Here is a 23,972-nt window from a genome sequence, read left to right as displayed (position 1 = left end):
GCCTCACGCGCCGGCCTGCCTAGTGCGCCGGCCCCGCCATCCCGCGCGGCTTCGCCAGCAGGAAGACCAGCGGCGCCGCCAGCAGGAACAGCGCCGCCATCGCCAGCAGCACGTCGTTGTAGGCCAGCACCAGCGCCTCCCGCTGCACCATGTCGGAGAGGCGCCGCAGCGCCGCGAGCTCCGCCCCCTCCGGCTGCGCCAGCCGCGCCGCCAGCGCATCCTGCATGCGCTCCACCGCCGCCGTGGCATAGGGCCGTCCCCAGCCCACGCCCTCCGCCAGGTGCCGCCGATGCGCCGCGCTGCGGTCCATCACCAGCGTGTTGATCATGGCGAGGCCGAAGGCGCCGCCCAGGTTCCGCATCAGGTTGTAGAGGCCGGAGGCGTTCTTGATGCGCGGCGGGGGCAGCGTGCCGAGCGCGACGGTCGTCGTCGGGATCATAACGAACATCATCCCCACGCCGCGCAGCAGCAGCGGGAACCAGAGCTGCGGCATCGCCGCCTGGCTGGTCAGCCGCGCCGTCAGCCAGAGCGCGATGCCCGTCACCGCCAGCCCGACCGCCACCAGCACCCGCAGGTCGAGCTTGCCCGACAGCCGCCCCACCAGCGGCGAGGCCAGGAACATCCCAAGCCCCGTCACGAACATCGTCTCGCCGATCTGCAGGCTGTCATAGCCCCGCACCCGCCCGAGGAAGAGCGGGATGAGATAGACCGAGCCGTAGAGCCCGATGCCGAGGATGAAGGCGAAGAGGGCGCCGATGGCGAAGTTCCGGTCCCGGTAGGCGCGCAGGTCGACGATCGGCTCCGCCGCCGTCAGCACCCGCCAGAGGAAGCCGCCCCCCGCCAGCGCCGCCACCACCGCGAAGCCGGCGATGGTCCGGTCCTCCAGCCACTGCCAGCGCGCGCCCTCCTCCAACACGTAGTCGAGGCTGCCGAGGAAGACCGCCATCAGCACCAGGCCCGGCATGTCGAAGCGCCCGAGCAGCCCGCGCTCCGGCCGGTCGATGTCGATCGTCAGCCAAACCGTCAGCGCGATCGCCGCGCCGATCGGCACGTTGATGAGGAAGAGCCAGTGCCAGGACAGCGCCTCGGTCAGCAGCCCGCCGACCGTCGGCCCAACGGTCGGCGCGAGCGTCGCCGTCAGCCCGATCAGCACCGTCGCCGTCACCCGGGCCTTGCCAGGGAAGAGCAGGAAGGAGGTGGCGAAGACGGTCGGGATCATCGCCCCGCCGAGGAAGCCCTGCATCGCCCGCGCCGCCACCATCATCGGCAGCGAGGTGGCGAAGGCGCAGGCCAGCGAGAAGACAGTGAAGCCGGCCGCCGAGAGGGTGAACAGCACCCGCGTCGAGAGCAGCCGCGACAGGAAGCCCGAAAGCGGGATCATGACGATCTCCGCGATCAGGTAGCTGGTCTGCACCCAGCTCGCCTCGTCCGGGCTCGCCGCCAGCCCCGCCTGGATGTCGGCGATGGAGGCGGAGACGATCTGGATGTCGAGGATCGCCATGAACATTCCGACCACCATGGCGCCGAAGCCGACCAGCCGCCGCACCCCGCCCGCGGCCGGGAGGGCCGGCGCCGCGGCGAGGCTCGCGCTCATTGCCCAAGCCCTTGGCCCAGCCCGAGCATCGCCAGCACGCCGCGCGGCGCCGCCGGGTCGTCCCGCGTATCCACCTCGGCGACGGCCGAGAGGCCCGGCCGCAGCAGCCCCGCCGCCGCCTCCGGCTCGTCGAGGAGAATCTTCACCGGCACGCGCTGGACGATGCGGGTGAAGTTGCCCGTCGCATTCTCCGGCGGCAGCAGGCTGAAGAGCGAGCCAGTCGCCGGCGAGAGCGAGGCGACGCGCCCACGCAGCACCGCGCCGCTGACATCGAGGGTGATGCTGGCCGGCTGGCCTTCCCGCATCCGCGCCAGCTGCGTCTCCTTGAAATTGGCGAGGACCCATTGCCGCTCCGGCGGCGGCGCGACGGCGATCAGCGCCTGGCCCGGCCGCACATGCTGGCCGATCTGCGCCGCCCGGTTGCCGGCCACGCCGTCGAAGGGCGCGCGGATGGTGGTGTAGGCAAGATTGCTCTCCGCCAGCGCCAGCGCCGAGCGCGCGACGCCCACCTGCGCCTCCGCCCCCGCCGCCTGGGCGTCGAGCACCGGCAGCGCCGCCCGTGCCGCGGCGAGGTTGGCGGTCGCCGCCGCCAGCGCTGCCTCGGCCTTGCGCTGGTCGGCCAGCGTCCGCTCCGCCGCCTGCCGCGCGCCGACGCCGCCCGTTGCCAGCGTCTCGTAGCGCTGCGCCTCCTGCGTCGCCCGCACCCGCTCCGCCTCCGCCTGGCGGATCGCCGCCTCGGCGCCGGCGATGGTGGCGAGCTGCTGGGTGCGCTGCGCCTTCAGCGTCGCCTCCGTCGCCTCCGCCGCGGCGAGGCTCGCCGCCGCTCCGTCGCGCCGCGCCGCCCAGTCCTGCCGCTCCAGCCGGATCAGCGGCTGGCCCTGGCGGACCGGCTGGTTGTCGGCGACCAGGATCTCCGCCACGTCGCCCTCGATGCGCGACGCGAGCGGGGCGATGTCGCCGGCGAGGTAGGCATTGTCGGTGCTCTCGAGGAAGCTTCCGACGCGCCACCACCAGGTGCCGCCGATCCCGGCCGCCCCCAGCGCCAGCAGCAGGATCAGCGGCCGCAGCCGCCGGAGGCGCCCGCGCCGCTTCGGCGGCTCCGCGGGCGTCTCGAGGAGGGAGGCAGGCGGATGGGGGGTCTTGGCATTCATCTCGACTGAACCGTTCAGTTCAATCCGACGGTGCGCCGCCGCAAGCACCGGGTCAAGGCAAAACTGAACCGTTCAGTCCAGCTTGCGCCCGGCCTCGCCAAGGGTTCATATGACCCGATGTCGGCCGCCCATCTCGACCGAGAGCCCCGCAGCAACCCGAAGCTCCGCGCCATCCTCGACGCGGCGGCGGAGCTCTTCCTCGCCCAGGGTTATGCCGCGATCAGCATGGATGCGGTGGCCCGCCAGGCCGGCGTCTCCAAGGCGACGCTCTACGCCTATTTCCCCGGCAAGCAGGCGCTCTTCCGCACCATGGTCGAGATCCAGTGCGAGCGCATGGCGACCGAGGCCACCGCCGGCGCCGGCCATGGCGACGCGCTGCGCCCGGCCCTGGAGCGTCTCGGCACCGCCGTGCTGCGCTTCCTGATCGCGCCCGCCACGCTCGCCATCCACCGCATCATGCAGGCGGAGATGGCGCGCGAGCCGACGCTGGCCGAGATCTTCTATGCCGCCGGCCCGGCCCGGGTGCGCGCCCGCCTTGCCGACTGGATCGCCGAGGAGCAGCGCCTCGGCCGCATCCGGGCCGAGGCGGACCCGGCCCGCGCCGCCATCGACTTCAGCGCCCTGCTGCGTAGCGACCTGTGGACCCGCGCCCTGTTCGGCCTCGTCCCGCAGCCGCAGGAGGCGGAGATCGCGGCGGAGGCCGCGGCCGCGGCCGATGTCTTCCTCCGCGCCTACGGAAAGGTCAGCGAAGGAGCCCCAGCTCCCGCGCCTTGATCTGCAGCGCCAGCACCTTCGAGAAGATGCGGCATTGCGCCAGCCCCCCGGCATGGAACCACAGCCCCGGCTGGCCGGTCGGCCGCCACATGCCGTGCAGCTCGCCCTCCTCGTCGAAGCCCCAGACGTGCCCGATCCGCGCGCCCACCGCCTCGCCGAGGATGCGCCGCGCCGCTTCCGCCTGGCCCTCATAGCCCGTCGCCAGCACGATGAGGTCGGCCGGCTTCACGCTGCCGTCGCGCATCACCGCGCCTTCGGGGCCGAAGCGCTCGATATCGTCGAACTGCATCAGCCCGACCCGTCCGTCGACGATCATCTGCGAGCAGCCGGCATCGAAATAGTACCCGCCGCCGCGGCTCTGATACATGATCTGCCAGCCGCTCTCCCCCTCGCCGAATTGCAGGCGGAAGCCGCGCCGCTCCAGCCCCTCCAGCAGCTCCCGGTCCGCCTCCCGGTTGCGCTGTGTCATCAGCTGGTGCGCGCGCCGGTAGACGGGGAAGGGGAAGGAGGTGGCGAGCAGGTCGAGATCCTCAAAGGGGATGTCCTCGTCGTAGAGGGCATAGGGCGCCTGCGCCTCCTTCAGGCTGACGACCATGGTCGGCCGGTGCTGGATCAGCGTCACCTCCGCCGCGCCCGACACGGCGAGGTCCTGCGCCACGTCATGCCCTGACGTCCCGGTGCCGAGCACCAGCGCCCGCTTCCCCCGCCAGTCGAGCCCGCTGCCATGCCGCCCCGAATGCGTCACGGTGCCGCGGAACTCCTTCAGCCCCGGCAGGTCGGGCATCTTCGGCGTGGTGCTGGTGCCGTTGGCGAAGACGATGTGCCGCGGCCGCATCCGCCGCTCCGTCCCGTCGGCCTTGCGCAGCAGCACGTCCCAGCACGCGGCGGCCTCGTCCCAGTCGCCCGAGACCAGCTCCGTCCCGGTCCAGACGTTGAGCTCCATCGCCTCGGCATAGAGCTCGAACCAGTTGGCCAGCATGTCCTTCGGGATGAAGACCGGCCAGCTCTTCGGGAAGGGCATGTAGGGCAGGTGGTTCACCCGCGTCTCGTTGTGCAGCGTGAGCGCGTGGTAGCGCCGCCGCCAGCTGTCGCCGATGCGCCCCTCCCGCTCCACCACCAGCGTGTCGACGCCGAGCAGCGCCAGCCGCGCCGCGACCGAGAGCCCCGCCTGCGCCGCCCCCACCACCAGCACCGCCGGGTCCCGGTCGGCATAGGCCCGGGCCCGCTGGCGGCGGTCCAGCCAATTCTCCCCGCCGAAATTGCGGCGCCAGTCGACATCCTGCCAGCGCCGGCCATTGGCCGGGTCCTCATGGCCGCGGATCTCGTCGAGCGCCGTCATCAGCGTCCAGGCCCGCGGCGCGCCGCCCTCCTGCACCAGCCGGACGACGCCGTTGCACGGCCCCACCGCCGTCTCGAAGCGGAAGATCGCCTCGACCGCCTCGGTGCCCGCCCGCTGCACCACCCGCGGCCGCGTCCGGCCCTCGGCGAGCCGCACCGCCCGCGGCGCCATCGGCGCGAGGCAGGGCTGCAGCCGCGCCGCGATGGCCTCGGCCCCCGAGGTGGTATGCAGCTCCCAGGTGAAGGCGAGGAGGTCCCGCCAATGGCACTCGGCGGCGAAGAGCGCGGCGAGGCGCGCCGGCTCGCCCGCCTCGAGGGCTGCGGCAAACTCATCGAGCCAGGTCTCGGCCAGGGCCTCGGGCGACCGGCCGCCGGTCAGGGTGCCATCCATGGGCTGCGCTCCTCCAACCCGGCCTTCGTCCCGGGCCGGCATCGCTCGCCGGGGATGCTAGACCAGGGAGCGGCCCGGCTGAAGCCGCGATCAGCCTGCCCGCTGCGCCTCGCCCGCCGGCTGGCGCACCCGCTTCGTCACCATCCGCTCATGCAGCTCGCGGATCGCGGTCGAGCCGGTCTTCTCGAAGGCGAAGGGCAGCAGCGCATGGGCGAAGCAGGCGAGGGAGGCCGTCAGCATCCGCCAGCCGAAGCCGCCCGCCGTCGCCATATGCTCGAGATAGGTCTCGTTGACCGAAGCCGGGTGGCGGGTAAAGGACCATCGGGCCATGGGCAGCCTCCTCTCGGAACCGGGAGATCATCACCCGCCATCGCCGGAAGCAGCTTGCAAATTCACCCCCTGCGGCGGAAGCTTTGGCATTCCCATTCCAATCCAGGCGGATACCGAGGCATGGCATTCCAGCTGGACCGGATCGACCGCAGCATCCTTGCCGCCCTGCAGGAGGATGCCACCCTCCCCGTCGCCGAGATCGCGGAGCGTGCCGGCCTCTCCCCCTCGCCCTGCTGGCGCCGCATCCGCCGGCTGGAGGAGGAGGGCGTCATCCGCCGCCGCGTCGCGCTCCTGGATGCCGAGAAGCTCCGCGTCGGCGTCACCGTCTTCGTCAGCATCCGCACCAGCCAGCACAACGCTGCCTGGGCGGAGCGCTTCTGCCGCCTGGCCTCGGCGATCCCGGAGGTGGTGGAGTTCCACCGGATGAGCGGCACGGTGGACTACCTGCTGCGGGTCGTCGTCCCCGACATCGCCGCCTATGACGCCATCTACAAGCAGCTGATCGGCATCGGCGACCTGCTCGACGTCAGCTCCGGCTTCTCCATGGAGCGGATCAAGTACACCACCGCCCTGCCGACCCACTACGCGCCCTGACGCCGGCTACCAGCGCAGGAAGACGCCCGTCGCCGGCCCGGCCACCGCATTCCAGCTCTCGGCACAATGGCTGCCGCAGCGCCGCGCCCAGCCGGGCAGCACCGCCGAGCCGAGGAGCGGCCGGACCAGCGCTGGGTCCTCCCGCACCGCCACCAGCCGCCCCCGCTCGCCGAGCCGGCAGCGCGGGTCGCCCGTGTTGCAGGCCTCGCCCTGGTCCCGCTCCTCCTCGGCCGCCGTCCACATCTCCGCCTCCAGCCCCGCGATGCCCTTCCGCACCGCCTCGCGCAGCCCCTCCGGCAGCGCCTGCCAGCGCGGCCGATAAGCGGTGAGGAAGGACATCGCCCAGCCGAGCGGCAGGGTGGAGACATGGGTGGTGACCCGGTGCAGCCCGATCGCATTGCCTGGCAGCCCGCCGGTGATGGCGCAATCGACCAGGCCTTCGCGCACCGCGCCGACGATCCGGCCGAAATCCATCACCACCGGCTGCGCCCCGAGCGCCAGCAGCAGGTCCGCCTGGTTCGCCGAGGCAGTCCGCACCCGCAGCCCGGCCAGCCCCCGCAGCCCGGCGAAGGGCTTGTTGCAGAACACCACCTGCGGCGGCCGGATGAAGACCGCCAGCAGCTCGGCCGAGTACTGCTCGTCCAGGATCGCCCGGACCCGCGGCAGCCAGAGCCCCACCACGCGCCGCAATGCCGTCGTGTCTTCGGCCAGCAGCGGCAGGTCGGCGACGGCCAGCTCCGGCTCATCGAGGGCGACGGCATTCGCCTCCACCGTGCCGAACAAGACCACGCCGCTGCGCATGACGTTCAGCATCTGGTCCGGCGACACCCCGGCCTGGGCGAAGGGCTGAATGCTCGCCACCATTCGCCCGCCGGTCAGGTCCGGCAGCCGGCGCGTCCAGAAGGGCTGTTCGATGCGGTCGAACTGGCTGGTCCCGGCGAAGCCGCCGATCACCCGGACCTGGAGCGGCTCCGCCGCCACGCCGGCGGCGAGCCCGAACCACGGCGCGAGGGCGAACCTCAGGGCGCGTCGGACCACGGACATCACGCCCCATCGCCTTCCTGCTGCGGCAAGGCGAACCATACCCCGGGCCGGCCTTGGTCCGTCCAGGGATCTCCGGTCATGGAAGGAAAATGGCGCGCCCGAAGAGATTCGAACTCCTGACCCCCAGATTCGTAGTCTGGTGCTCTATCCAGCTGAGCTACGGGCGCGCAGCCGCCGAAGCGGCGAGGCAGGCGAAATAGCGGAGGCCGCGCCCCGGCGCAACCCCCTATCCACCCGTCACAGGGACAGCTTCTCCAGCTCCCGCACCACCGCCTCGCCCATGACGCTGGTGCCGACCCGGGCCATGCCCGGCTGCATGATGTCCGCGGTCCGCAGGCCGCCGGCGAGCACCTTCTCCACCGCTGCCTCGATCAGCCGCGCATCCTCCTCCATGCCGAAGGACCAGCGCAGCAGCATGGCGAAGGAGAGGATCTGCGCGCAGGGGTTGGCGACGCCCCGCCCGGCGATGTCGGGCGCCGAGCCGTGGATCGGCTCGTAGAGCGCGTAGCGCTTGCCCGTGGTGGGATCGACCGAACCCAGCGTCGCCGAGGGCAGCATCCCGAGCGAGCCGGTCAGCGCCGCCGCCAAGTCGCTGAGCACGTCGCCGAAGAGGTTATCGCCGAGGATGACGTCGAACTGCTTCGGCCGCGAGCAGAGCTGCATCGCGCAGTTGTCGGCATACATGTTCTCGAGCTGCACGTCCGGATACTCGGCCTTTTGCACCTCGCCGACCACGGCCCGCCAGAGCCGGCCGGACTGCATCACATTGGCCTTCTCGACGCTCGTCACCTTGTTGCGGCGCTTGCGCGCCAGGTCGAAGGCGACGCGCGCCACGCGGGCGATCTCGTCCTCGAAATAGACCTGGGTGTCGAAGCCGCGGCGCCGCCCATCCGGCGCCTTCTCGACGCCGCGCGGCTCGCCGAAATAGACGCCGCCCACCGTCTCCCGCACCACCATGATGTCGACGCCGCGGACGATCTCGGCCTTCAGCGAGGAGGCCTCGGCCAGCGGGTCCATCACCAGCGCCGGGCGAAGGTTGGCGAAGAGGCCGAGATCCTTGCGGAGCCTGAGGATGCCGAGTTCCGGCCGCTGGTCGAAGGGCAGGCTGTCCCATTTCGGCCCGCCGACGCTGCCGAACAGCACCGCGTCGGCGGCCCGCGCCTTGGCTACCGTCTCGTCCGGGCAGGGCGTGCCGACCGCATCGATCGCGGCGCCGCCTACCAGCCCCTCCTCGATGCGGAAGCTGACGCTCCGCCGCCGCTCCATCCAGTCGATGACGCGGGTGACCTCGTTCATCACCTCGGGGCCGATGCCGTCGCCCGGCAGCACCAGCAGCGTCTTGTTCGCAGCCATCGACTATCCTCGCCTTATGCGCCGTAGAGCCAGGGCTGCGCCGCCCGCTGCTTCGCCTCGAAGCCGTCAATGGCCGGGGCGTGCTGCATGGTCTGGCCGATATCGTCGAGCCCGTTCAGCAGCAGGTGCCGCCGCAGCGGGTCGATCTGGAAAGGGATCTCCTCGCCCGACGGCCGCACCACCACCTGCCGCTCCAGGTCGACGGTGATGCGCGCATTGCCGCCCATCCTCGCGTCTTCCATCAGCTGCGCGCAGACCTCGCGCGGCAGCTTCACCGGCAGCACGCCGTTCTTGAAGCTGTTGTTGTGGAAGATGTCGGCGAAATCGGGGGCGATGACGCAGCGGATGCCGAAGTCGAGCAGCGCCCAGGGCGCATGCTCGCGGGAGGAGCCGCAGCCGAAATTCTCGAAGGCGATGAGGATCTCGGCGCGCCGGTACGGCTCCTGGTTGAGGACGAAGTCGGGGTTCTCCGACCCATCCTCCCGGTAGCGGAAATTGGCGAAGAGGCTCTTGCCGAAGCCGGTGCGGCTGATCGACTTGAGGAACCGCGCCGGGATGATCTGGTCGGTGTCCACATTGGCCTTCGGCATCGGCGCCGCGATGCCGGTGAGGGTCGTGAAGGCTTCCATCAATGGGTCTCCTTCGGCTGGAAGTCCCGCACATCGGCCAGCCGCCCGGCCAGCGCGCTGGCCGCCGCCGTCGCCGGCGAGACCAGATGCGTCCGCCCGCCCGGCCCCTGCCGCCCCTCGAAATTCCGGTTCGAGGTGGAGGCCGAGCGCTGGCCGGGCTTCAGCTTGTCCGGATTCATGCCGAGGCACATGGAGCACCCCGCCTCGCGCCACTCGAAGCCGGCCTCCTGCAGGATGCGGTCCAGCCCTTCGGCCTCCGCCTGCTTCTTCACGAGGCCCGAGCCCGGCACCACCAGCGCCCGCACCCCGTCGGCCACCTTGCGGCCGTGGGCGATGCTGGCGGCGACGCGGATATCCTCGATCCGGCTGTTGGTGCAGGAGCCGATGAAGACGACATCGACCGGCAGGTCCTGCAGCCGCTGCCCCGGCGTCAGCCCCATATACTGCATCTTGCGGCGGAACTGCTCGCGCCGCGCCTCGTCCTCGGCCGCCTCCGGGTCGGGCACGGTCGCGGTGATCGGCAGCACGTCCTCCGGGCTGGTCCCCCAGGTGACCTGCGGCGCGATCTCATGCGCGGCCAGCCGCACCACCTTGTCGAAATGCGCCCCCGCATCGGTCGGCAGCGTCTTCCACCAGGCGATGGCCCGCTCCAGCGCCTCGCCCTTCGGCCCCTGCGGGGTGCGGGCGATGTAGTCGAAGGTGGTCTGGTCCGGCGCCACCATGCCGGCCCGCGCCCCGCCCTCGATCGACATGTTGCAGAGCGTCATCCGCCCTGCCATGTCGAGCCCGCGGATGGCGTCCCCCGCATACTCGATCACATGGCCCGTGCCGCCGGCGGTGCCGATCCGGCCGATGATGGCGAGCGTCACATCCTTCGCCGAGCAGCCGACGGCGAGGCTCCCCTCGACGAGAACCTGCATGTTCTTCGCCGGCTTCTGCAGCAGCGTCTGCGTCGCCAGCACATGCTCCACCTCGGAAGTGCCGATGCCGAAGGCCAGCGCCCCCATGGCGCCATGCGTCGAGGTATGGCTGTCGCCGCAGACGATGGTCATGCCCGGCAGCGAGCGGCCGAGCTCCGGCCCGATCACATGGACGATGCCCTGCCGGTCGTCCAGCAACGGGATGAAGGGCACGCCGAACTCAGCGACGTTCCGCTCCAGCGTCTCGACCTGCAGCCGGCTCTCGGGGTCGACGATGCCGGTATAGCGGCTGGCATCGGTGGCGATGTTGTGGTCGATGACGGCGAGCGTCGCATCCGGCCGGCGCACCTTGCGGCCGGCGGCGCGAAGCCCGTCGAAGGCCTGGGGCGTCGTCACCTCATGGGTGAGGTGGAGGTCGATGTAGAGAAGGGCGGTGCCGTCGGGCAGGGTCTCGACGACATGGGCATCCCAGATCTTGTCGAACAACGTGCGCGGTTTCTGCGCTGACATGACGTACCCCAAGTATGTGCTGGGCGCCCCGGGCCGCCCGGGCCCGGGGACGCCGTTGGTTCAGCCTTGCGCCTCAGCCGTCGGACGGACCTCGCGCTTCTCGATGATGCGGGCGGCCTTGCCGGTCCGGCCCCGCAGGTAATAGAGCTTCGCGCGCCGCACCTTGCCGCGGCGGACCACCGCGATCTCCGTCACGGAGGGCGAGTAGAGCGGGAAGACGCGCTCCACGCCCTCGCCATAGGAGAGCTTGCGGACGGTGAAGTTGCTGTTCACGCCCTTGTTGCTGCGGGCGATGACCACGCCCTCATAGGCCTGGGAGCGCACGCGCTCGCCCTCGACCACCCGCACCATGACGCGCACGGTGTCGCCCGGGCCGAATTGCGGCACGCCGCGGAGGCCGGAGAGGCGGGCAAGCTGGTCCGCCTCGAATTGCTGAAGCAGGTTCATAATGCGTTGTCCTTTGCAGTTCGATGTCTAGGCGGCGCTGGCCTTGCCGTCCAGCGCGTGTGGGGAACCGGTGCCATGCCTGGCCCACAGGTCGGGGCGGCGGGTCCGGGTGAGCATCTCGGCCTGCTCCCGCCGCCAGCGCGCCACCTCGGCATGGTTGCCGGAGAGCAGCACGGGCGGCACGGGGAGGCCGTTCCAATTCGTGGGGCGCGTATACTGCGGGTATTCGAGGAGGCCTGCCGAGAAGCTCTCCTCCTCCCCGCTCGCCGCCGCGCCCATCACCCCGGGCAGCAGCCGCACGCAGGCATCGAGCAGGACCAGCGCCGCCGGCTCCCCGCCCGAGAGGACATAGTCGCCGATTGAGACCTCGAGCATCTCCCGCACCTCGATGACGCGCTGGTCGATGCCCTCGAACCGCCCGCAGAGCAGGACGACGCCGGGCCCCTCGGCGAAGCCGCGGACCATCGCCTGGTCGAGCGGCACCCCCCTCGGCGTGAGGGCGACCAGCGGCCGCCCCGGCCCCGAGGCCAGCGCCGCCGCACAGGCCGCATCAACCACATCCGGCCGCAGCACCATCCCCGCCCCGCCGCCGCAGGGCGTGTCGTCCACGCTGCGGTGCCGGTCGGTGGCGAAGCCGCGGATGTCGATGGCCTCCAGCCCCCAGCGTCCCTCGCGCAGCGCGCGGCCGGCCAGCGACTGGCTGAGCGGCCCCGGGAACATCTCGGGGAAGAGGGTGAGGACCGAAGCCTGCCAGCTCATGCCGCATCCTCCGCACCCGGCGGCACGACAACCTCGTCCGGCAGCACGACGACGACGCGCCCGCCCGCCAGGTCGATCACCGGCACCGCCGCCCGGGTGAAAGGCACCATCCGCTCCGGCGGTCCCTCCAGCACCAGGAAGGCGCCGGCGCCATGATCCTCGACCGCGCGGATCGCCCCAAGGCCCTCTCCCGCCTCCGTCTCGGCCCGGAGGCCGATCAGGTCGGCGAGGTAGTATTCCTCCTCCTCGGGCGGCGGCAGCCGGTCGCGCTCGGCATAGAGCAAGGTCCCGGTCAGCCGCGCCGCGGCATCCCGGTCGGCCACGCCCTCGACCCGCGCCAGCCCCTCGGCCAGCAGCGTGATCCCGAAGCGCCGCACCCCCGCCTCATCCGTCAGCGGCCCGTAATCGGCAATCGCGGCAGGGTCGGCGGTGAAGCTGCGCAGCTTCACCAGGCCGCGCACACCGTGCGGCCTGCCGATCTCCCCCACCAGGATGCGCTTGCCGGTCACGGATCAGCCGATCAGCCGGCCGCGGCCGCGGCGCGCTCCTGCGCCTTCTTCTTCGGCGCGGACTGCTTCGGCTGCTCGCGGAACTCCGGCATCGGCGCCAGGTCGGCCTTGCCGAGGAACTTGGCGACGCGGTCGGTGGCCACCGCCCCCTCGCCGAGCCAATGCTTGATCCGCTCATCCTCGAGCCGGATGCGGTCGGCATGGTCGGAGGGCAGCATCGGGTTGTAGCTGCCCACCTTCTCGATGAAGCGGCCGTCGCGCGGGCTGCGGCTGTCGGCCACGACGATGTGGTAGTATGGGCGCTTCTTGGCGCCGGCGCGGGCGAGGCGAATCTTGAGACCCATGGTCCTGCTTCTTGCTCCTGAGTGAGGTCTAGAAAGGCTTCCGGCCGCCGGGGAGGTTCATCCCCTTAGGGAGCAGGGCGCCGAGGCCACCCCGCATCAGCCCCTTCTGGCCGAGCTTGTTCATCCGCTTCATCATCGCGGACATCTCGTCGAACTGCTTGAGGAGGCGGTTGACCTCCTGCACCGTGGCCCCGCTGCCGGCGGCGATCCGCCGCTTGCGCGAGGCCTTGATGATGTCGGGCGCCCGCCGCTCCTTCGGCGTCATGCTGCCGATGATGGCCGCCTGGCGCTTGAGGATGGTCTGGTCGAGATTGGCGCCCTCGATCTGCTGCTTCATCTTGCCGATGCCCGGCAGCATGCCGAGGATGCCCGACAGCGAGCCCATCTTGCCGATCTGCTTCAGCTGGTTGGCGTAGTCCTCGAGGTTGAACTGGCCCTTCTGCATCCGGGCCGCCATCTTCTCGGCTTCCGCCTGGTCGATGATCTCCGCCGCCCGCTCGACCAGCGAGACGATGTCGCCCATCCCCAGGATGCGCCCGGCGATGCGGTCGGGGTGGAAGTCCTCCAGCGCATCGAGCTTCTCGCCCGCGCCCAGCAGCTTGATCGGCGCGCCCGTCACCGCTCGCATGGACAGCGCCGCGCCGCCACGGGCATCGCCGTCGATCCGCGTCATGACGATGCCGCTGACGCCGACCTTCTCCTGGAAGGCCCGCGCCGTGTTGACGGCATCCTGGCCGGTCATCGCATCGACGACGAGCAGCGTCTCGTGCGGCCGCGTCGCCGCCTTGACCTGCGCCACCTCGTCCATCAACGCCTCGTCGATGGCCAGCCGCCCGGCGGTGTCCAGCACCACCACATCGAACAGCTCCCGCCGCCCGAGATCCATCGCGCGCGCCGCGATCTGCAACGGCGTCTCCCCCGCCACGATCGGCAGGGATACGACGCCGACCTGCTTCGCCAGCGTCTCCAGCTGCAGCTGCGCCGCCGGCCGATGGACGTCGAGCGAGGCGAGCAGCACCTTCTTCTTCTCGCGGTTCTTCAGCCGCAGCGCGATCTTGCCCGAGGTCGTGGTCTTGCCCGAACCCTGCAGCCCGACCATCAGGATCGGCACCGGGGAGGGCGCATTGAGGTCGAGCCCCCGCGCCCCGCTATCCCCCTCGCCGCCGCCCAGCGCCTCGACCAGCGCGTCGTTGACGATCTTGACGACCTGCTGCGCCGGCGAAACGCTCTTCAGCACCTCGACGCCCACCGCCCGCTCGCGGACCCTGGCGACGAGGTCCTTGACCACCGGCAGGGCGACATCGGCCTCCAGCAGCGCCACGCGCACCTCGCGCAGCGCCTCGGTCACGTCGGCCTCCGACAGCGCGCCGCGGCGGCGCAGCCGGTCGAAGACCCCGTTCAGCTTGCCGGACAATGCCTCGAACATGGTCACCCTTCACATCCGGCCCGCCCAAAACAGAACGCGCCGCTGCGCGAGCCTTCGCGGAGCGGCGGAGCCCCCTGCCCGGCAGGGGACCGTCTGGTTCGGGGCGACCCGAGGGCGGGAGCCGTAAGGCCTCGCACCCTTCCAGTCAAGCCTCGGTTACTTCGGTGCCAGCACCATGATCATCTGGCGGTTCTCGAGCCGCGGCATCTGCTCGACCTTGATGGTCTCGCCGAGCTCGACCCGGATCCGCTCCAATACCTTGATGCCGAGGTCCTGGTGCGCCATCTCGCGGCCGCGGAAGCGGAGCGTGACCTTCACCTTGTCGCCCTCGCCGATGAAGCTCTTCATCTGGCGCATCTTGACCTCGTAGTCATGGTCATCGATGTTCGGCCGGACCTTGACTTCCTTGATCTCGACGACCTTCTGCCGCTTGCGGGCTTCGTTCGCCTTCTTCTGCTGCTCGTACTTGAACTTGCCGTAGTCGGTGATCTTGCAGACCGGCGGTACGGCGTTCGGGCTGATCTCGAGCAGGTCCAGCCCGGCATCGTAGGCCTTCAGCAGCGCATCGCGCGCCGACATCACGCCGAGCATCTCGCCATCCTGGTCGATGAGCCGCACCTGAGGGACGCGGATGTCCTCGTTCACCCGCGGGCCATCACGGGTCGGCGGCTGGTTCGAAACGGGGCCTCTGGCTATGGTCGTCTCCTGTATCAGTGGAAGGGGTAGAGCGTTACTTTATGGGGCTTGCCTCACGCCGCTGCAACCATCGGCGTGGCTTCTGCACGATCCGGCGGCAAGGCCTCGGCGGATAGGAGGCGAACCGCCTCATCCAGCGGCAGCGCCTGCTGCTCGCGGCCCGGCAGGCGGCGCAGGACGAGCGTCCGCTCCTCCGCCTCCCGCCGCCCGACCACGGCCAGCACCGGCACCCGCTGGTCGATATGGTCGACCACCTTGCGGTTGATCTTCTCGTTCCGCAGATCGAGGTCGACGCGCAGCCCCGCCCTGGCCAGAGCCGCCGCCGCCTCCCGCGCATAGCCGTCGGCATCCGAGACGATGGTCGTCACCACCACCTGCACCGGCGCCAGCCAGAGCGGGAAGCGCCCGGCATGCTGCTCGATCAGGATGCCGATGAAGCGCTCGAAGCTGCCGAGGATCGCCCGGTGCAGCATCACCGGGCGGCGGCGGCTCCCATCCTCCGCGACGTACTCGGCGCCCAGCCGCTCCGGCATCACGAAATCCACCTGCAGCGTGCCGCACTGCCAGTCGCGGCCGATAGCGTCCCGCAGCACGAATTCCAGCTTCGGCCCGTAAAAGGCGCCCTCGCCCGGGTTGAGCGTATACTCGACGCCCGCCGTCCGGCAGGCCTCCCGCAGCGCGCCCTCCGCCTGGTCCCAGACCGCGTCCGTCCCCGCCCGCGTCACCGGCCGGTCGCTGAACTTCACCCGGAATTCGGGGAAGCCGAGGTCGCGGTAGACCGAGGAGAGCAGCGCCACGAACTCCACCGTCTCGGCCGCGATCTGCTCCTCCGTGCAGAAGATATGCGCATCGTCCTGGGTGAAGGCGCGCACCCGCATGATGCCGTGCAGCGCCCCGCTCGGCTCGAAGCGGTGGCAACTGCCGAACTCCGCCATCCGCAGCGGCAGCTCCCGGTAGCTGCGGAGCCCCTGGTTGAAGATCTGCACATGGCAGGGGCAGTTCATCGGCTTCAGCGCGAGGACGCGGTCCTTCTCCGCCTCGTCCTCGACGCGGGCGATGAACATCGCCTGCCGGAACTTCTCCCAGTGGCCCGAGGCCTCCCAGAATTTCCGGTCGAGCAGCTGCGGCGTCCGCACCTCCTGGTAGTGCGTCGCATCCAGCCGGCGCCGCATGTAGTCCTCGAGCACCCGGTAGAGCTTCCACCCCTTGGGGTGCCAGAAGATGCTACCCGCCGCCTCCTCCTGCAGGTGGAAGAGGTGCATTTCCTTACCGATCTTCCGGTGGTCGCGCTTCTCCGCCTCCTCGATCTGGTGGAGATAGGCGTCGAGCTCCTTCTGGTCGCGCCAGGCTGTGCCGTAGATGCGGCTGAGCATGGCGTTGCGGTGGTCGCCCCGCCAATAGGCACCGGCCACCTTGGTCAGCTTGAAGGCCGTACCGACATCCCCCGTGCCGCGCATATGCGGCCCGCGGCAAAGGTCGATCCACTCGCCCTGGGAGTAGAGGCTGATCTCCTCGCTCGCCGGCAGGTCGCGGATCAGCTGCGCCTTGTACGTCTCGCCCCGCGCCTCGAAGAAGGCGATCGCCTCCTCCCGCGGCATGACGGATCGCACGAAGGGCGCGTTCCGCGCCACGATCTCCCGCATCTTCGCCTCGATCGCGGCGAAGTCCTCCGGCGTGAAGGGCTCGTTGCGGGCGAAGTCGTAGTAGAAGCCGTTCTCGATCGAGGGCCCGATCGTCACCTGCGTGCCCGGATAGAGCGCCTGCACGGCTTCCGCCAGCACATGCGCCGCATCGTGGCGGATCATCTCCAGCGCCTCCGGGTCGCGCCGCGTGATGAAGCGCACCGCCGCATCCCGCTCGATCGGCATGGCGAGGTCGCGCGTCACGCCGTCGACCTGCATGGCGAGCGCCGCCTTGGCGAGGCCCGGCCCGATCGCCGCCGCGACCGTAGTCCCCGTCACCGGCCCATCGAAGGCGCGGACGGAACCGTCGGGCAGGGTGATCGCAGGCATGGCTCTGGCTATGTCCTCTGGAAGGGGGCGGGACCATGGGCAGCCTCGCCCGCCTGCGTCAAGCGCCGTGCTTGTCCCTCCCCGTACCACACCCATTTATTCCGGATTGCGTAAAGGAAGGGGCAGCGCCTCGTGACGGAACCGCGCCGGGCGGCACTCTACCTCGATTTCGACAATGTCTTCGCCGGGCTTGCCGCCATCGACGAGTGGGCGGCCTGGAATTTCGCCGCCCATCCCAGCCGCTGGCTCGGCTGGCTGGCCGAGAGCGCCCCCGGCGGCCCCCGCCGCCTGCTGGTCCGCCGCTGCTACCTGAACCCGGCCGGCTGGACCGAGCCGGACCCGAATGGCGAGCTGGCCGGCTGGCTCGGCCAGCCCCGCCTCTACTACAGCCGCTTCCGCCCGGATTTCGTCCGCGCTGGCTTCTCGGTGGTGGACTGCCCGCGCCTCGCTCGCCTCAAGAACGCCGCCGACATCGTCATGGCCCTCGACATCCACGAGGCGCTCACCCACCCGACGCATTTCGAGGAGATGCTGATCCTCTCCGGCGACAGCGACTTCACGCCCCTGCTGCACCGCCTCCGCGAGCATGACCGCCGCATCATGGTCATCGCCCCGGACAGCGCCGCCGCCGCCCTCCGCGCCGCCGCCGACCGGGTGATTCCGCTCGGCGACTTCGCCGAGGTCACCGTGCCCGCCGAGCCCGACCCGCCCACCCCCTCCAACGACCCGAGCGCCGACCCGGTCGACCCCGCCGCGCAGCGTGCCGCCATCCTCGCCAGCCTTCGCCGCCTGGTCGCCGCCGCGGAGGCGCCGCTGCACCTGCCCGCGCTCGGCAAGCGCATCCACCTGGAGCTCGGCGGCTGGGTCCGCCGCAGCCGCTTTGGCGGCGCCGGCACCCTCGCCCGGCTGATCGAGGGCGCCGAGGACCTGATGCTCGAGACCGGCCCCGGCGGCGGCTGGCTCTACGACCCGCGCCGCCACGCCCCGCCCTCGCTCCACCAGCCTGACCTCGCCCCCCTGCCCGAACTCTTCGCCGCGCCGCCCCGCCCGCCGGAGGAACCCTAGCCCCCGGGGGCGTTGAACGGGGCTATACCGGCAGAGGCCCGCCCCCGCCGCAGGCCGAGGAACCCGCCCCATGCCCGTCCAAATCCCCTTCGACACGAGCTACGCCCGGCTCCCGGAACGCTTCTTCGTCCGCATGGCGCCCCAGGCGGTCAGCGCCCCGCGCCTGGTGAAGCTGAACCTGCCGCTCTGTGAGGCCCTCGGCCTCGACCCGGCGGCGCTCGCCAGCCCGGAGGGCGTCGAGATCCTCGCCGGCAACCGCGTCGCCGAGGGCGCCGCCTTCATCGCGGAGGCCTATGCCGGCCACCAGTTCGGCCATTTCAACCCGCAGCTCGGCGACGGCCGCGCCATCCTGCTCGGCGAGGTGGTCGGGCGCGACGGCCAGCGCCGCGACCTGCAGCTGAAGGGGTCGGGCCGCACCCCCTTCTCCCGCGGCGGCGACGGCCGCGCCGCCATCGGCCCGGTCCTGCGGGAATACATCATCAGCGAGGCGATGGCCGCCCTCGGCATCCCGACCACGCGCTCGCTGGCCGCGGTGCTGACCGGCGACCAGGTCTTCCGCGAGGCGGCGCTGCCCGGCGCCGTGCTGACGCGCGTGGCCGCCAGCCACATCCGCGTCGGCACCTTCCAGTTCTTCGCCGCCCGCGGCGACGCGGAGGGCGTCCGGCTGCTGGCCGACCACGTCATCGCCCGCCACTACCCGGAGGCGGCCGCCGCCGAGGCGCCCTACCGCGCCCTGCTCGAGGGCGTCATCGCCCGCCAGGCGCGGCTGGTCGCGCAGTGGATGCTGGTCGGCTTTATCCACGGCGTGATGAACACCGACAACACCACCGTCTCCGGCGAGACGATCGACTACGGCCCCTGCGCCTTCATGGACCACTACGACCCCTCGACCGTCTTCAGCTCCATCGACCATGCCGGCCGCTACGCCTATGGCAACCAGCCGCGCATCCTGCAGTGGAACCTGGCGCGCCTCGCCGAGGCGCTCCTCCCCCTGCTGGCCGAGGACGAGCAGAAGGCGGTGGAGCTGGCTCAGGAGTCCCTCACCGGCTTCGTCGCCCAGTTCCAGTCCGCCTGGCTGGAGGGCATGCGCCGCAAGCTCGGCCTCCAGGCGGCGCGGGAGGAGGATGCCGCCCTCGTCGCCGGCCTGCTCGGCGCCATGCAGGAGGCGGGCGCCGACTTCACCCAGACCTTCCGCCTGCTCTGTGAGGCGGCTGCCGACCCGGCGGCCGATGCCGACCTCGCCGCCCTCTTCGCCACGACAGGCGGCTACGCGCCCTGGGCCGCCCAATGGCGCGCCCGCCTCGCGGCGGAGCCGCTTGCCCCGGCCGAGCGCGCCGCCGCCATGCGCGGGGTGAACCCGGCCTTCATCCCGCGCAACCACATGGTCGAGGCCGCCCTCGCCGCCGCCACCGAGCGCGAGGATTTCGCGCCCTTCGAGGAGCTGCTGGCCGTGCTCGCCCATCCCTTCGAGAACCAGCCCCACCACGCCCGCTACGCCGCCCCGCCGGAGCCGGAGCAGCGGGTGCTGCAGACCTTCTGCGGCACCTGATGCGGGAAGGGCACCGCCAGCCGGCGCGGCCGCCCTCTCGGCACCGCGCCCGCAGGCCCGGGCCCGCCCGTCACCCGCCGGTGGCAAAGCCCGGGTAGAGGGTCATGCCGCCATCGACGAACAGGGTGGCACCGGTCACGTAGTCGGCCGCGTCCGAGGCGAGCCAGACCGCGGCCTGGGCGACATCCTCCGGCTCGCCGATGCGCTTGTAGGGGACGAGCGTCATCAGCTCGGCATAGGCGGCCGGGGTGGCCCAGGCCGCGGTGTTGATGGGCGTGCGGATGGCGCCCGGGGCGATGCCGTTCACCCGGATGTAGTACGGCGCGAGCTCCTGCGCGATCGACTGCATCAGCAGCATCACGCCGCCCTTCGAGGCGGCATAATTGGCATGCCCCGCCCAGGGGATCTGCTGATGCACCGAGCTCATGCAGATGATCTTCCCCGCCGCCTGCGAGATGCCGGGGACGACGCCGCGGCGCTTGAACTCCCGGGCTGCGGCGCGGGTGCAGAGGAACTGCCCGGTGAGGTTGACGCCGATCACCGCGTTCCACTGCTCGAGCGTCATCCGGTCGAAGGGCGCGTCGCGCTGCAGGCCGGCATTGCTGACGACGATGTGCAGCGTCCCGAATTCGTCGACCGCCTGCGCGAACATCCGCTCGACCTCCGCCTCCTGGCTGACATCGGCGCGGATCGCAACCGCGCGACGGCCGAGGGCCCGGATCTCCGCGACCACGGCCTCGGCGGCCTCCGGCTGCGCCACGTAATTCACGACGACATCGGCCCCGGCGCGGGCCAGCCCCAGGGCGACCGCGCGCCCGATGCCGGAATTCGCGCCGGTCACCAGCGCCGGCTGCCCGGTGAGCACCGTCTGGTAGGAGACCTGCGGCAGGCGGGACGCATCGGGCGGCTCCGGCGCGACGGGATCGGTCATGAAAGCGTCTCCTCAGGTCAACGGGTTGCGCTGGTCTGCGCCGACCTCTGCCGCGCCGGCCCGGCCGCGTCGAGCAGGTTGCGCGCGGTGCCGATCAGCGCCAGGTGCGAGAAGGCCTGCGGGAAATTGCCCACCTGGCGGCGGCGGACCGGGTCGTACTCCTCCGCCAGCAGCCCGACGTCGTTGCGCAGGGCCAGGAGGCGGTTGAACAGCGCCTGCGCCTCCTCGAACCGGCCCTGCAGCACGTAGTTGTCCGCCAGCCAGAAGCTGCAGGCGAGAAAGGCGCCCTCGCCCGGCGGCAGGCCGTCGTCGCCCGGGCCGGTGTCGTAGCGCAGCACGAAGCCGTCGCGCAGCAGCCGCTGCTCGATCGCCGCAACCGTTCCCACCACGCGCGGGTCGCTCGCCGGCAGGAAGCCGACGATGGCGATCATCAGCAGGCTGGCGTCGAGCTGGCCCGAGCCGTAGGACTGCACGAAGCTGCCGAGGCCGGGATCGAAGCCCTGGCGGCAGACATCCGCATGGATCCGGTCGCGCACCTCGGCCCAATGCGCCACCGGCCCCTCCAGGCCGAATTCCTCGGCCGAGCGGATGATGCGGTCGAAGGCCACCCAGGCCATGACCTTGGAATGGGTGAAATGCCGCCGCGGCCCGCGGACCTCCCAGATGCCGTCGTCGGGCCGGTCCCAGATGGCTTCCAGATGCGCGACGAGCTGGGTCTCGATCGCCCAGCTGCGGGCATCCGGCGCAAGGCCGAGGCACCGCCCGACATAGAGCGCGTCCAGCACCTCGCCGTAGACATCGAGCTGCCGCTGGCCATGCGCGGCATTGCCGACGCGGACCGGCAACGAGCCCTCGTAGCCGGCAAGCCAGGGCACCTCGTATTCCGTCAGGCGCCGCTCGCCGGCGACGCCGTACATGATCTGCAGCTCCTCCGGCCTGCCGGCGACGGCGCGCAGCAGCCAGCTCCGCCATTTCCCGGCCTCCTCGAGGAAGCCCGACTGCATGAGCGCATAGAGGGTGAGCGTCGCGTCGCGCAGCCAGCAGTAGCGGTAGTCCCAGTTGCGCGTCCCGCCGATCTGCTCCGGCAGGGAGGTGGTGGGGGCCGCGACGATGCCGCCGGTCTCGAAATGCGCCAGCGCCTTCAGGGTCAGGAGCGAGCGAAGCACGGCGGAGTCCCATTCGCCCCGCTTCTCGAACTGGCTCGACCATTCCTGCCAGCCCTGCTCCGCCTCGCGCAGGGCGGCCTCCGTGTCGAGCCGTGGCGGATAGGGCCTGAAGGAGGGCGTCCAGCTCAGGGTGAAGTCCGCCACCTGGCCGGCGGCCAGGGTGAACTCCCCGAGGGTCCGCAGGTTCTCCCCGCGCAGCGGCACGTCGGCATCGAGGATCAGCCGGTCCGGCCCGGCGATGAGCTCGAGCCGCCCGTCCGGCTGGCGCGACACCCAGGGCACGACCAGGCCATAGTCGAAGCGCACCACCAGCTCCGACCGCATGGCGACCGCGCCGCGCAGGCCGCGCAGCCGGCGGCTGAGATAGCTGACGCCGTCGCGCCGGGTCATGAAGTCGGTGAGGCAGACGGCGCCCTCCCCGGTCTCGAAGACCGTCTCGAGGATGAGGGTGTCGCCGCGGTAGCACCGGGTCGCGGGAGGCGACGCCCCGACCGGCGCGATGCGCCAGCGGCCGTTCTCCGACGAGCCGAGCAGGGCGGCGAAGCAGGCGGCGCTGTCGAAGCGCGGCAAGGCCATCCAGTCGATCGACCCGTCGCGGCCGACCAGGGCGGCCGTCTCGCAATTCCCGATGAGCGCGTAATCCTCGATCGACTGGGCCATCGATGGGTCCTGTCCTGCCCGGCCCTCAGCGGAGGCGCGCGGCGATGTGGTCGGCGATGCGAAGCGCGTTGGCGATGATGGCCATCATCGGGCTCACTGCGCCGATTGAGGGGAGGACGCCGGCACCGGTGGCAACGAGCTTGCCGGGGTCATGCGCCTTGCAACCGGCATCGAGTACCGGGCTACGCGGGTCCGTCCCGAAGCGGAGCGTGCCGGCCTGGTGGGCGGTGCCCCCGTTCGGATGCCCTTGCCGGGGTAGAGGCTGCGTTCGGGCAGATGCGGATGCATCCCGGGCTTGCCGCAGTGCTGCGGCAGCTCGTGCTTCAGCCGCGAGCGACCTTCGGCATTGGTCCCGGTGAGGTCCAGATGGGCCTTGCGGTCCTTGTGGCGGACCCGGTTCAGCGGCAAGTCCTCCGAGGTCAGCCGGACATCGACCGAATGCCGCGCCATCCGGTCGAAGGGCGTCTCCGGGGACCGTTCGAGGAATCCGGGCAGGCCTTCGGCCTTGACCTGCACCCCGTCCGGCGACGAAGACCGCGCGGCTGTCCCGGTTCTCCCGCTCGCGCGGGCGGCAGCCGCCGGGCCCGGGCAGCAGGATGCGCCTGCCGGTCCGGGCGGGCTTCCGGGCCATGGTGGCGCCGCCGGGCCCGGAGCCGATGATGACGATGTCGTACCGTGCTGCCGCCATGATGCCTCGTCCGAACCGATGCGCCGCGACCTGCCCGAAACGTCGCCCCCAGCGGCTCGTTCCTGTTACAGACATGTATCCGGGCAACCCGCCGCCTGGCGTTACGCTGGGGCGGATCGCCGCAGGACGGCGTCGTCCGGAGGCGTGGATCCCCACTGGAAGCGACAGCGCCGCGCATGGCCGGTGAACCCGACATGCTCCGGCGGCCGCGGTGGCGGTCGGCCGACCGGCCGTCATGTGTCGAGCGCCACGCGGCGCGGAAGGCAAGGCCCGTCACCAGGCCATCGAGGCTGGTGCCCGCGGCGCCCTCCCGCATGTCCAGCTTGGCCGTGATGGCCTGCCGCTGCTCCTCGCTCGGCGAGGGGGCGACCGCGAAGCCGCCCGTCTCCACCCGCGTCACCCGGGCCGGGACGGAGCCGACGCCCGGGACCCCGATCCGGATCGGGACCCGACGCTGCTCCGGGCACCCGCTGCGTGCGGCAAGGCAGGCCGGTCCGATCCTTCGGCAACAGCCCTGCCGAACGCTGCCGCGCCTGAACCAGGCTCGCCAGGCAGCCCTTCACCAGCCTGCCAGCGGATTGGGCGGCTGACCCTACCAGTCCCAATCCGCGGGAAAGGTGTCAGCCAGGGCGCAAGATGGTCCGAACAAGTAGCAACGTTGTCGTACCGTCCCGTCCGAATGTTGTGATCCCGATGTAACAGTATGGGGCATCATCCAGGCGCTCCAGACCTCGTGATATTTCGTATGCGGTTCGTAGAGGTTGCTGCAGCCCGCTGATTTTGAGCACTTTTTTGTGGGCCTCAGGAGAATGACCGAGCGATTCGTGCGAGAAACAGACGCTTTTCTTTCTACCTGCAGTGGTGCTTCGAATTCGGTCGCCACCCTGGGGCCCGTGGCCATGGAACCCTTCGCCCCCATCGGCCGCGGCTGAGGCCCAGGCCCGCCTCCCGGAACGCCAGAACCAAAAAAAAACAACTAAAAAGTGTTGACGACCATCTTAACTCAATCATAAGTTGCGCCGCATGGGACGCCTCTCAGCGAGGGGTCGCATCGGGTCAACAGGCCGGCGCCACTGCTTCGCCGTCCCGGCG

The 23,972-nt window shown here is 71.1% G+C and carries 22 protein-coding genes and 1 tRNA gene; 4 read left to right on the top strand and 19 right to left on the bottom strand.

Annotated features, from left to right (window positions below; all coding sequences use genetic code 11):
• Nucleotides 1-19 precede the first annotated feature (19 nt).
• Together AC5JJ1_RS03600 and AC5JJ1_RS03595 are read right to left on the bottom strand one after the other, a co-directional pair.
• Entirely contained in the window at nucleotides 20-1,594 is a 1,575-nt protein-coding gene (locus tag AC5JJ1_RS03600; protein ID WP_495783747.1) for a DHA2 family efflux MFS transporter permease subunit, read from the bottom strand.
• Nucleotides 1,591-2,745: an HlyD family secretion protein gene (locus AC5JJ1_RS03595; protein ID WP_495783746.1), complete on the bottom strand. Its 1,155-nt coding sequence runs from the start codon at nucleotides 2,743-2,745 to the stop codon at nucleotides 1,591-1,593. The genes AC5JJ1_RS03600 and AC5JJ1_RS03595 overlap by 4 nt, the downstream gene beginning before the upstream one ends.
• Before the next feature lie 117 nt (nucleotides 2,746-2,862).
• Here AC5JJ1_RS03595 and AC5JJ1_RS03590 point away from each other — a divergent pair, with 117 nt between their 5' ends.
• Nucleotides 2,863-3,519, top strand: a complete 657-nt coding sequence (locus AC5JJ1_RS03590; protein WP_495783745.1) for a TetR/AcrR family transcriptional regulator — start codon at nucleotides 2,863-2,865, stop codon at nucleotides 3,517-3,519.
• Here the strand turns inward: AC5JJ1_RS03590 and AC5JJ1_RS03585 are convergent.
• Both AC5JJ1_RS03585 and AC5JJ1_RS03580 read right to left on the bottom strand, forming a co-directional pair.
• The gene (locus AC5JJ1_RS03585) at nucleotides 3,488-5,248 is read right to left on the bottom strand and encodes a flavin-containing monooxygenase (protein ID WP_495783744.1); all 1,761 of its coding nucleotides are present in this window, start codon (nucleotides 5,246-5,248) and stop codon (nucleotides 3,488-3,490) included. The genes AC5JJ1_RS03590 and AC5JJ1_RS03585 overlap by 32 nt on opposite strands.
• A 90-nt stretch (nucleotides 5,249-5,338) precedes the next feature.
• Nucleotides 5,339-5,578: a DUF6356 family protein gene (locus AC5JJ1_RS03580; protein ID WP_495783743.1), complete on the bottom strand. Its 240-nt coding sequence runs from the start codon at nucleotides 5,576-5,578 to the stop codon at nucleotides 5,339-5,341.
• Nucleotides 5,579-5,698: 120 nt separating this feature from the next.
• Between AC5JJ1_RS03580 and AC5JJ1_RS03575 the strand changes: the two genes are divergently transcribed.
• Nucleotides 5,699-6,172 carry an Lrp/AsnC family transcriptional regulator gene (locus AC5JJ1_RS03575; protein ID WP_495783742.1) on the top strand — a complete coding sequence of 158 codons (474 nt, stop codon included), beginning with the start codon at nucleotides 5,699-5,701 and terminating at the stop codon, nucleotides 6,170-6,172.
• Nucleotides 6,173-6,178: 6 nt separating this feature from the next.
• Here AC5JJ1_RS03575 and dctP read toward each other — a convergent pair whose 3' ends face one another.
• The 12 genes from dctP to thrS form a co-directional block, all read right to left on the bottom strand.
• Nucleotides 6,179-7,210, bottom strand: a complete 1,032-nt coding sequence (gene dctP, locus AC5JJ1_RS03570) for a TRAP transporter substrate-binding protein DctP (RefSeq protein ID WP_495783741.1) — start codon at nucleotides 7,208-7,210, stop codon at nucleotides 6,179-6,181.
• A 96-nt stretch (nucleotides 7,211-7,306) separates the two neighbouring features.
• Nucleotides 7,307-7,383 (bottom strand) — tRNA-Arg (locus tag AC5JJ1_RS03565).
• 70 nt (nucleotides 7,384-7,453) lie between these two features.
• Nucleotides 7,454-8,569, bottom strand: coding sequence for a 3-isopropylmalate dehydrogenase (leuB, locus tag AC5JJ1_RS03560; protein ID WP_495783740.1), 1,116 nt, complete (start codon nucleotides 8,567-8,569; stop codon nucleotides 7,454-7,456).
• 14 nt (nucleotides 8,570-8,583) lie between these two features.
• Nucleotides 8,584-9,198: a 3-isopropylmalate dehydratase small subunit gene (gene leuD, locus AC5JJ1_RS03555; protein ID WP_495783739.1), complete on the bottom strand. Its 615-nt coding sequence runs from the start codon at nucleotides 9,196-9,198 to the stop codon at nucleotides 8,584-8,586.
• Nucleotides 9,198-10,628, bottom strand: a complete 1,431-nt coding sequence (gene leuC / locus AC5JJ1_RS03550) for a 3-isopropylmalate dehydratase large subunit (protein ID WP_495783738.1) — start codon at nucleotides 10,626-10,628, stop codon at nucleotides 9,198-9,200. The genes leuD and leuC overlap by 1 nt, the downstream gene beginning before the upstream one ends.
• A gap of 60 nt (nucleotides 10,629-10,688) precedes the next feature.
• On the bottom strand, nucleotides 10,689-11,075 hold the full coding sequence (gene rplS, locus AC5JJ1_RS03545) for a 50S ribosomal protein L19 (protein ID WP_495749889.1): 387 nt from the start codon (nucleotides 11,073-11,075) through the stop codon (nucleotides 10,689-10,691).
• A 27-nt stretch (nucleotides 11,076-11,102) separates the two neighbouring features.
• Nucleotides 11,103-11,834, bottom strand: a complete 732-nt coding sequence (gene trmD / locus AC5JJ1_RS03540) for a tRNA (guanosine(37)-N1)-methyltransferase TrmD (RefSeq protein ID WP_495783737.1) — start codon at nucleotides 11,832-11,834, stop codon at nucleotides 11,103-11,105.
• Nucleotides 11,831-12,343 carry a ribosome maturation factor RimM gene (rimM, locus tag AC5JJ1_RS03535; RefSeq protein ID WP_495783736.1) on the bottom strand — a complete coding sequence of 171 codons (513 nt, stop codon included), beginning with the start codon at nucleotides 12,341-12,343 and terminating at the stop codon, nucleotides 11,831-11,833. Before rimM ends, trmD begins: the two co-directional genes overlap by 4 nt.
• Nucleotides 12,344-12,354: 11 nt before the next feature.
• Nucleotides 12,355-12,687 (bottom strand): 30S ribosomal protein S16, encoded by a 333-nt coding sequence (rpsP, locus tag AC5JJ1_RS03530; protein WP_495749886.1) that lies wholly within the window; start codon nucleotides 12,685-12,687, stop codon nucleotides 12,355-12,357.
• A gap of 28 nt (nucleotides 12,688-12,715) precedes the next feature.
• The gene (ffh, locus tag AC5JJ1_RS03525) at nucleotides 12,716-14,113 is read right to left on the bottom strand and encodes a signal recognition particle protein (protein WP_495783755.1); all 1,398 of its coding nucleotides are present in this window, start codon (nucleotides 14,111-14,113) and stop codon (nucleotides 12,716-12,718) included.
• A 156-nt stretch (nucleotides 14,114-14,269) separates the two neighbouring features.
• Entirely contained in the window at nucleotides 14,270-14,809 is a 540-nt protein-coding gene (infC, locus tag AC5JJ1_RS03520) for a translation initiation factor IF-3 (protein WP_495783754.1), read from the bottom strand.
• Nucleotides 14,810-14,862: 53 nt separating this feature from the next.
• The gene (thrS, locus tag AC5JJ1_RS03515) at nucleotides 14,863-16,821 is read right to left on the bottom strand and encodes a threonine--tRNA ligase (protein ID WP_495783735.1); all 1,959 of its coding nucleotides are present in this window, start codon (nucleotides 16,819-16,821) and stop codon (nucleotides 14,863-14,865) included.
• Nucleotides 16,822-16,953: 132 nt separating this feature from the next.
• Between thrS and AC5JJ1_RS03510 the strand changes: the two genes are divergently transcribed.
• Both AC5JJ1_RS03510 and AC5JJ1_RS03505 read left to right on the top strand, forming a co-directional pair.
• The gene (locus tag AC5JJ1_RS03510) at nucleotides 16,954-17,886 is read left to right on the top strand and encodes an NYN domain-containing protein (RefSeq protein ID WP_495783734.1); all 933 of its coding nucleotides are present in this window, start codon (nucleotides 16,954-16,956) and stop codon (nucleotides 17,884-17,886) included.
• A 70-nt stretch (nucleotides 17,887-17,956) separates the two neighbouring features.
• The gene (locus tag AC5JJ1_RS03505) at nucleotides 17,957-19,435 is read left to right on the top strand and encodes a protein adenylyltransferase SelO (RefSeq protein WP_495783733.1); all 1,479 of its coding nucleotides are present in this window, start codon (nucleotides 17,957-17,959) and stop codon (nucleotides 19,433-19,435) included.
• A gap of 70 nt (nucleotides 19,436-19,505) precedes the next feature.
• On the opposite strand, the gene AC5JJ1_RS03500 is transcribed toward AC5JJ1_RS03505, so the two are convergent.
• Genes AC5JJ1_RS03500 through AC5JJ1_RS03490 form a run of 3 tightly spaced genes read right to left on the bottom strand, consistent with a single transcriptional unit; the run spans nucleotide 19,506 to nucleotide 22,823 of the window.
• Nucleotides 19,506-20,366 (bottom strand): glucose 1-dehydrogenase, encoded by an 861-nt coding sequence (locus AC5JJ1_RS03500; RefSeq protein ID WP_495783732.1) that lies wholly within the window; start codon nucleotides 20,364-20,366, stop codon nucleotides 19,506-19,508.
• 17 nt (nucleotides 20,367-20,383) lie between these two features.
• Nucleotides 20,384-22,192, bottom strand: coding sequence for a glycoside hydrolase family 15 protein (locus AC5JJ1_RS03495; RefSeq protein ID WP_495783731.1), 1,809 nt, complete (start codon nucleotides 22,190-22,192; stop codon nucleotides 20,384-20,386).
• 25 nt (nucleotides 22,193-22,217) lie between these two features.
• Nucleotides 22,218-22,823 carry a GMC oxidoreductase gene (locus tag AC5JJ1_RS03490; RefSeq protein WP_495783753.1) on the bottom strand — a complete coding sequence of 202 codons (606 nt, stop codon included), beginning with the start codon at nucleotides 22,821-22,823 and terminating at the stop codon, nucleotides 22,218-22,220.
• Nucleotides 22,824-23,972: the final 1,149 nt, after the last annotated feature.

The organism is Belnapia sp., from assembly GCF_059504005.1.
This window is presented reverse-complemented; position numbering and strand designations above follow the sequence as displayed.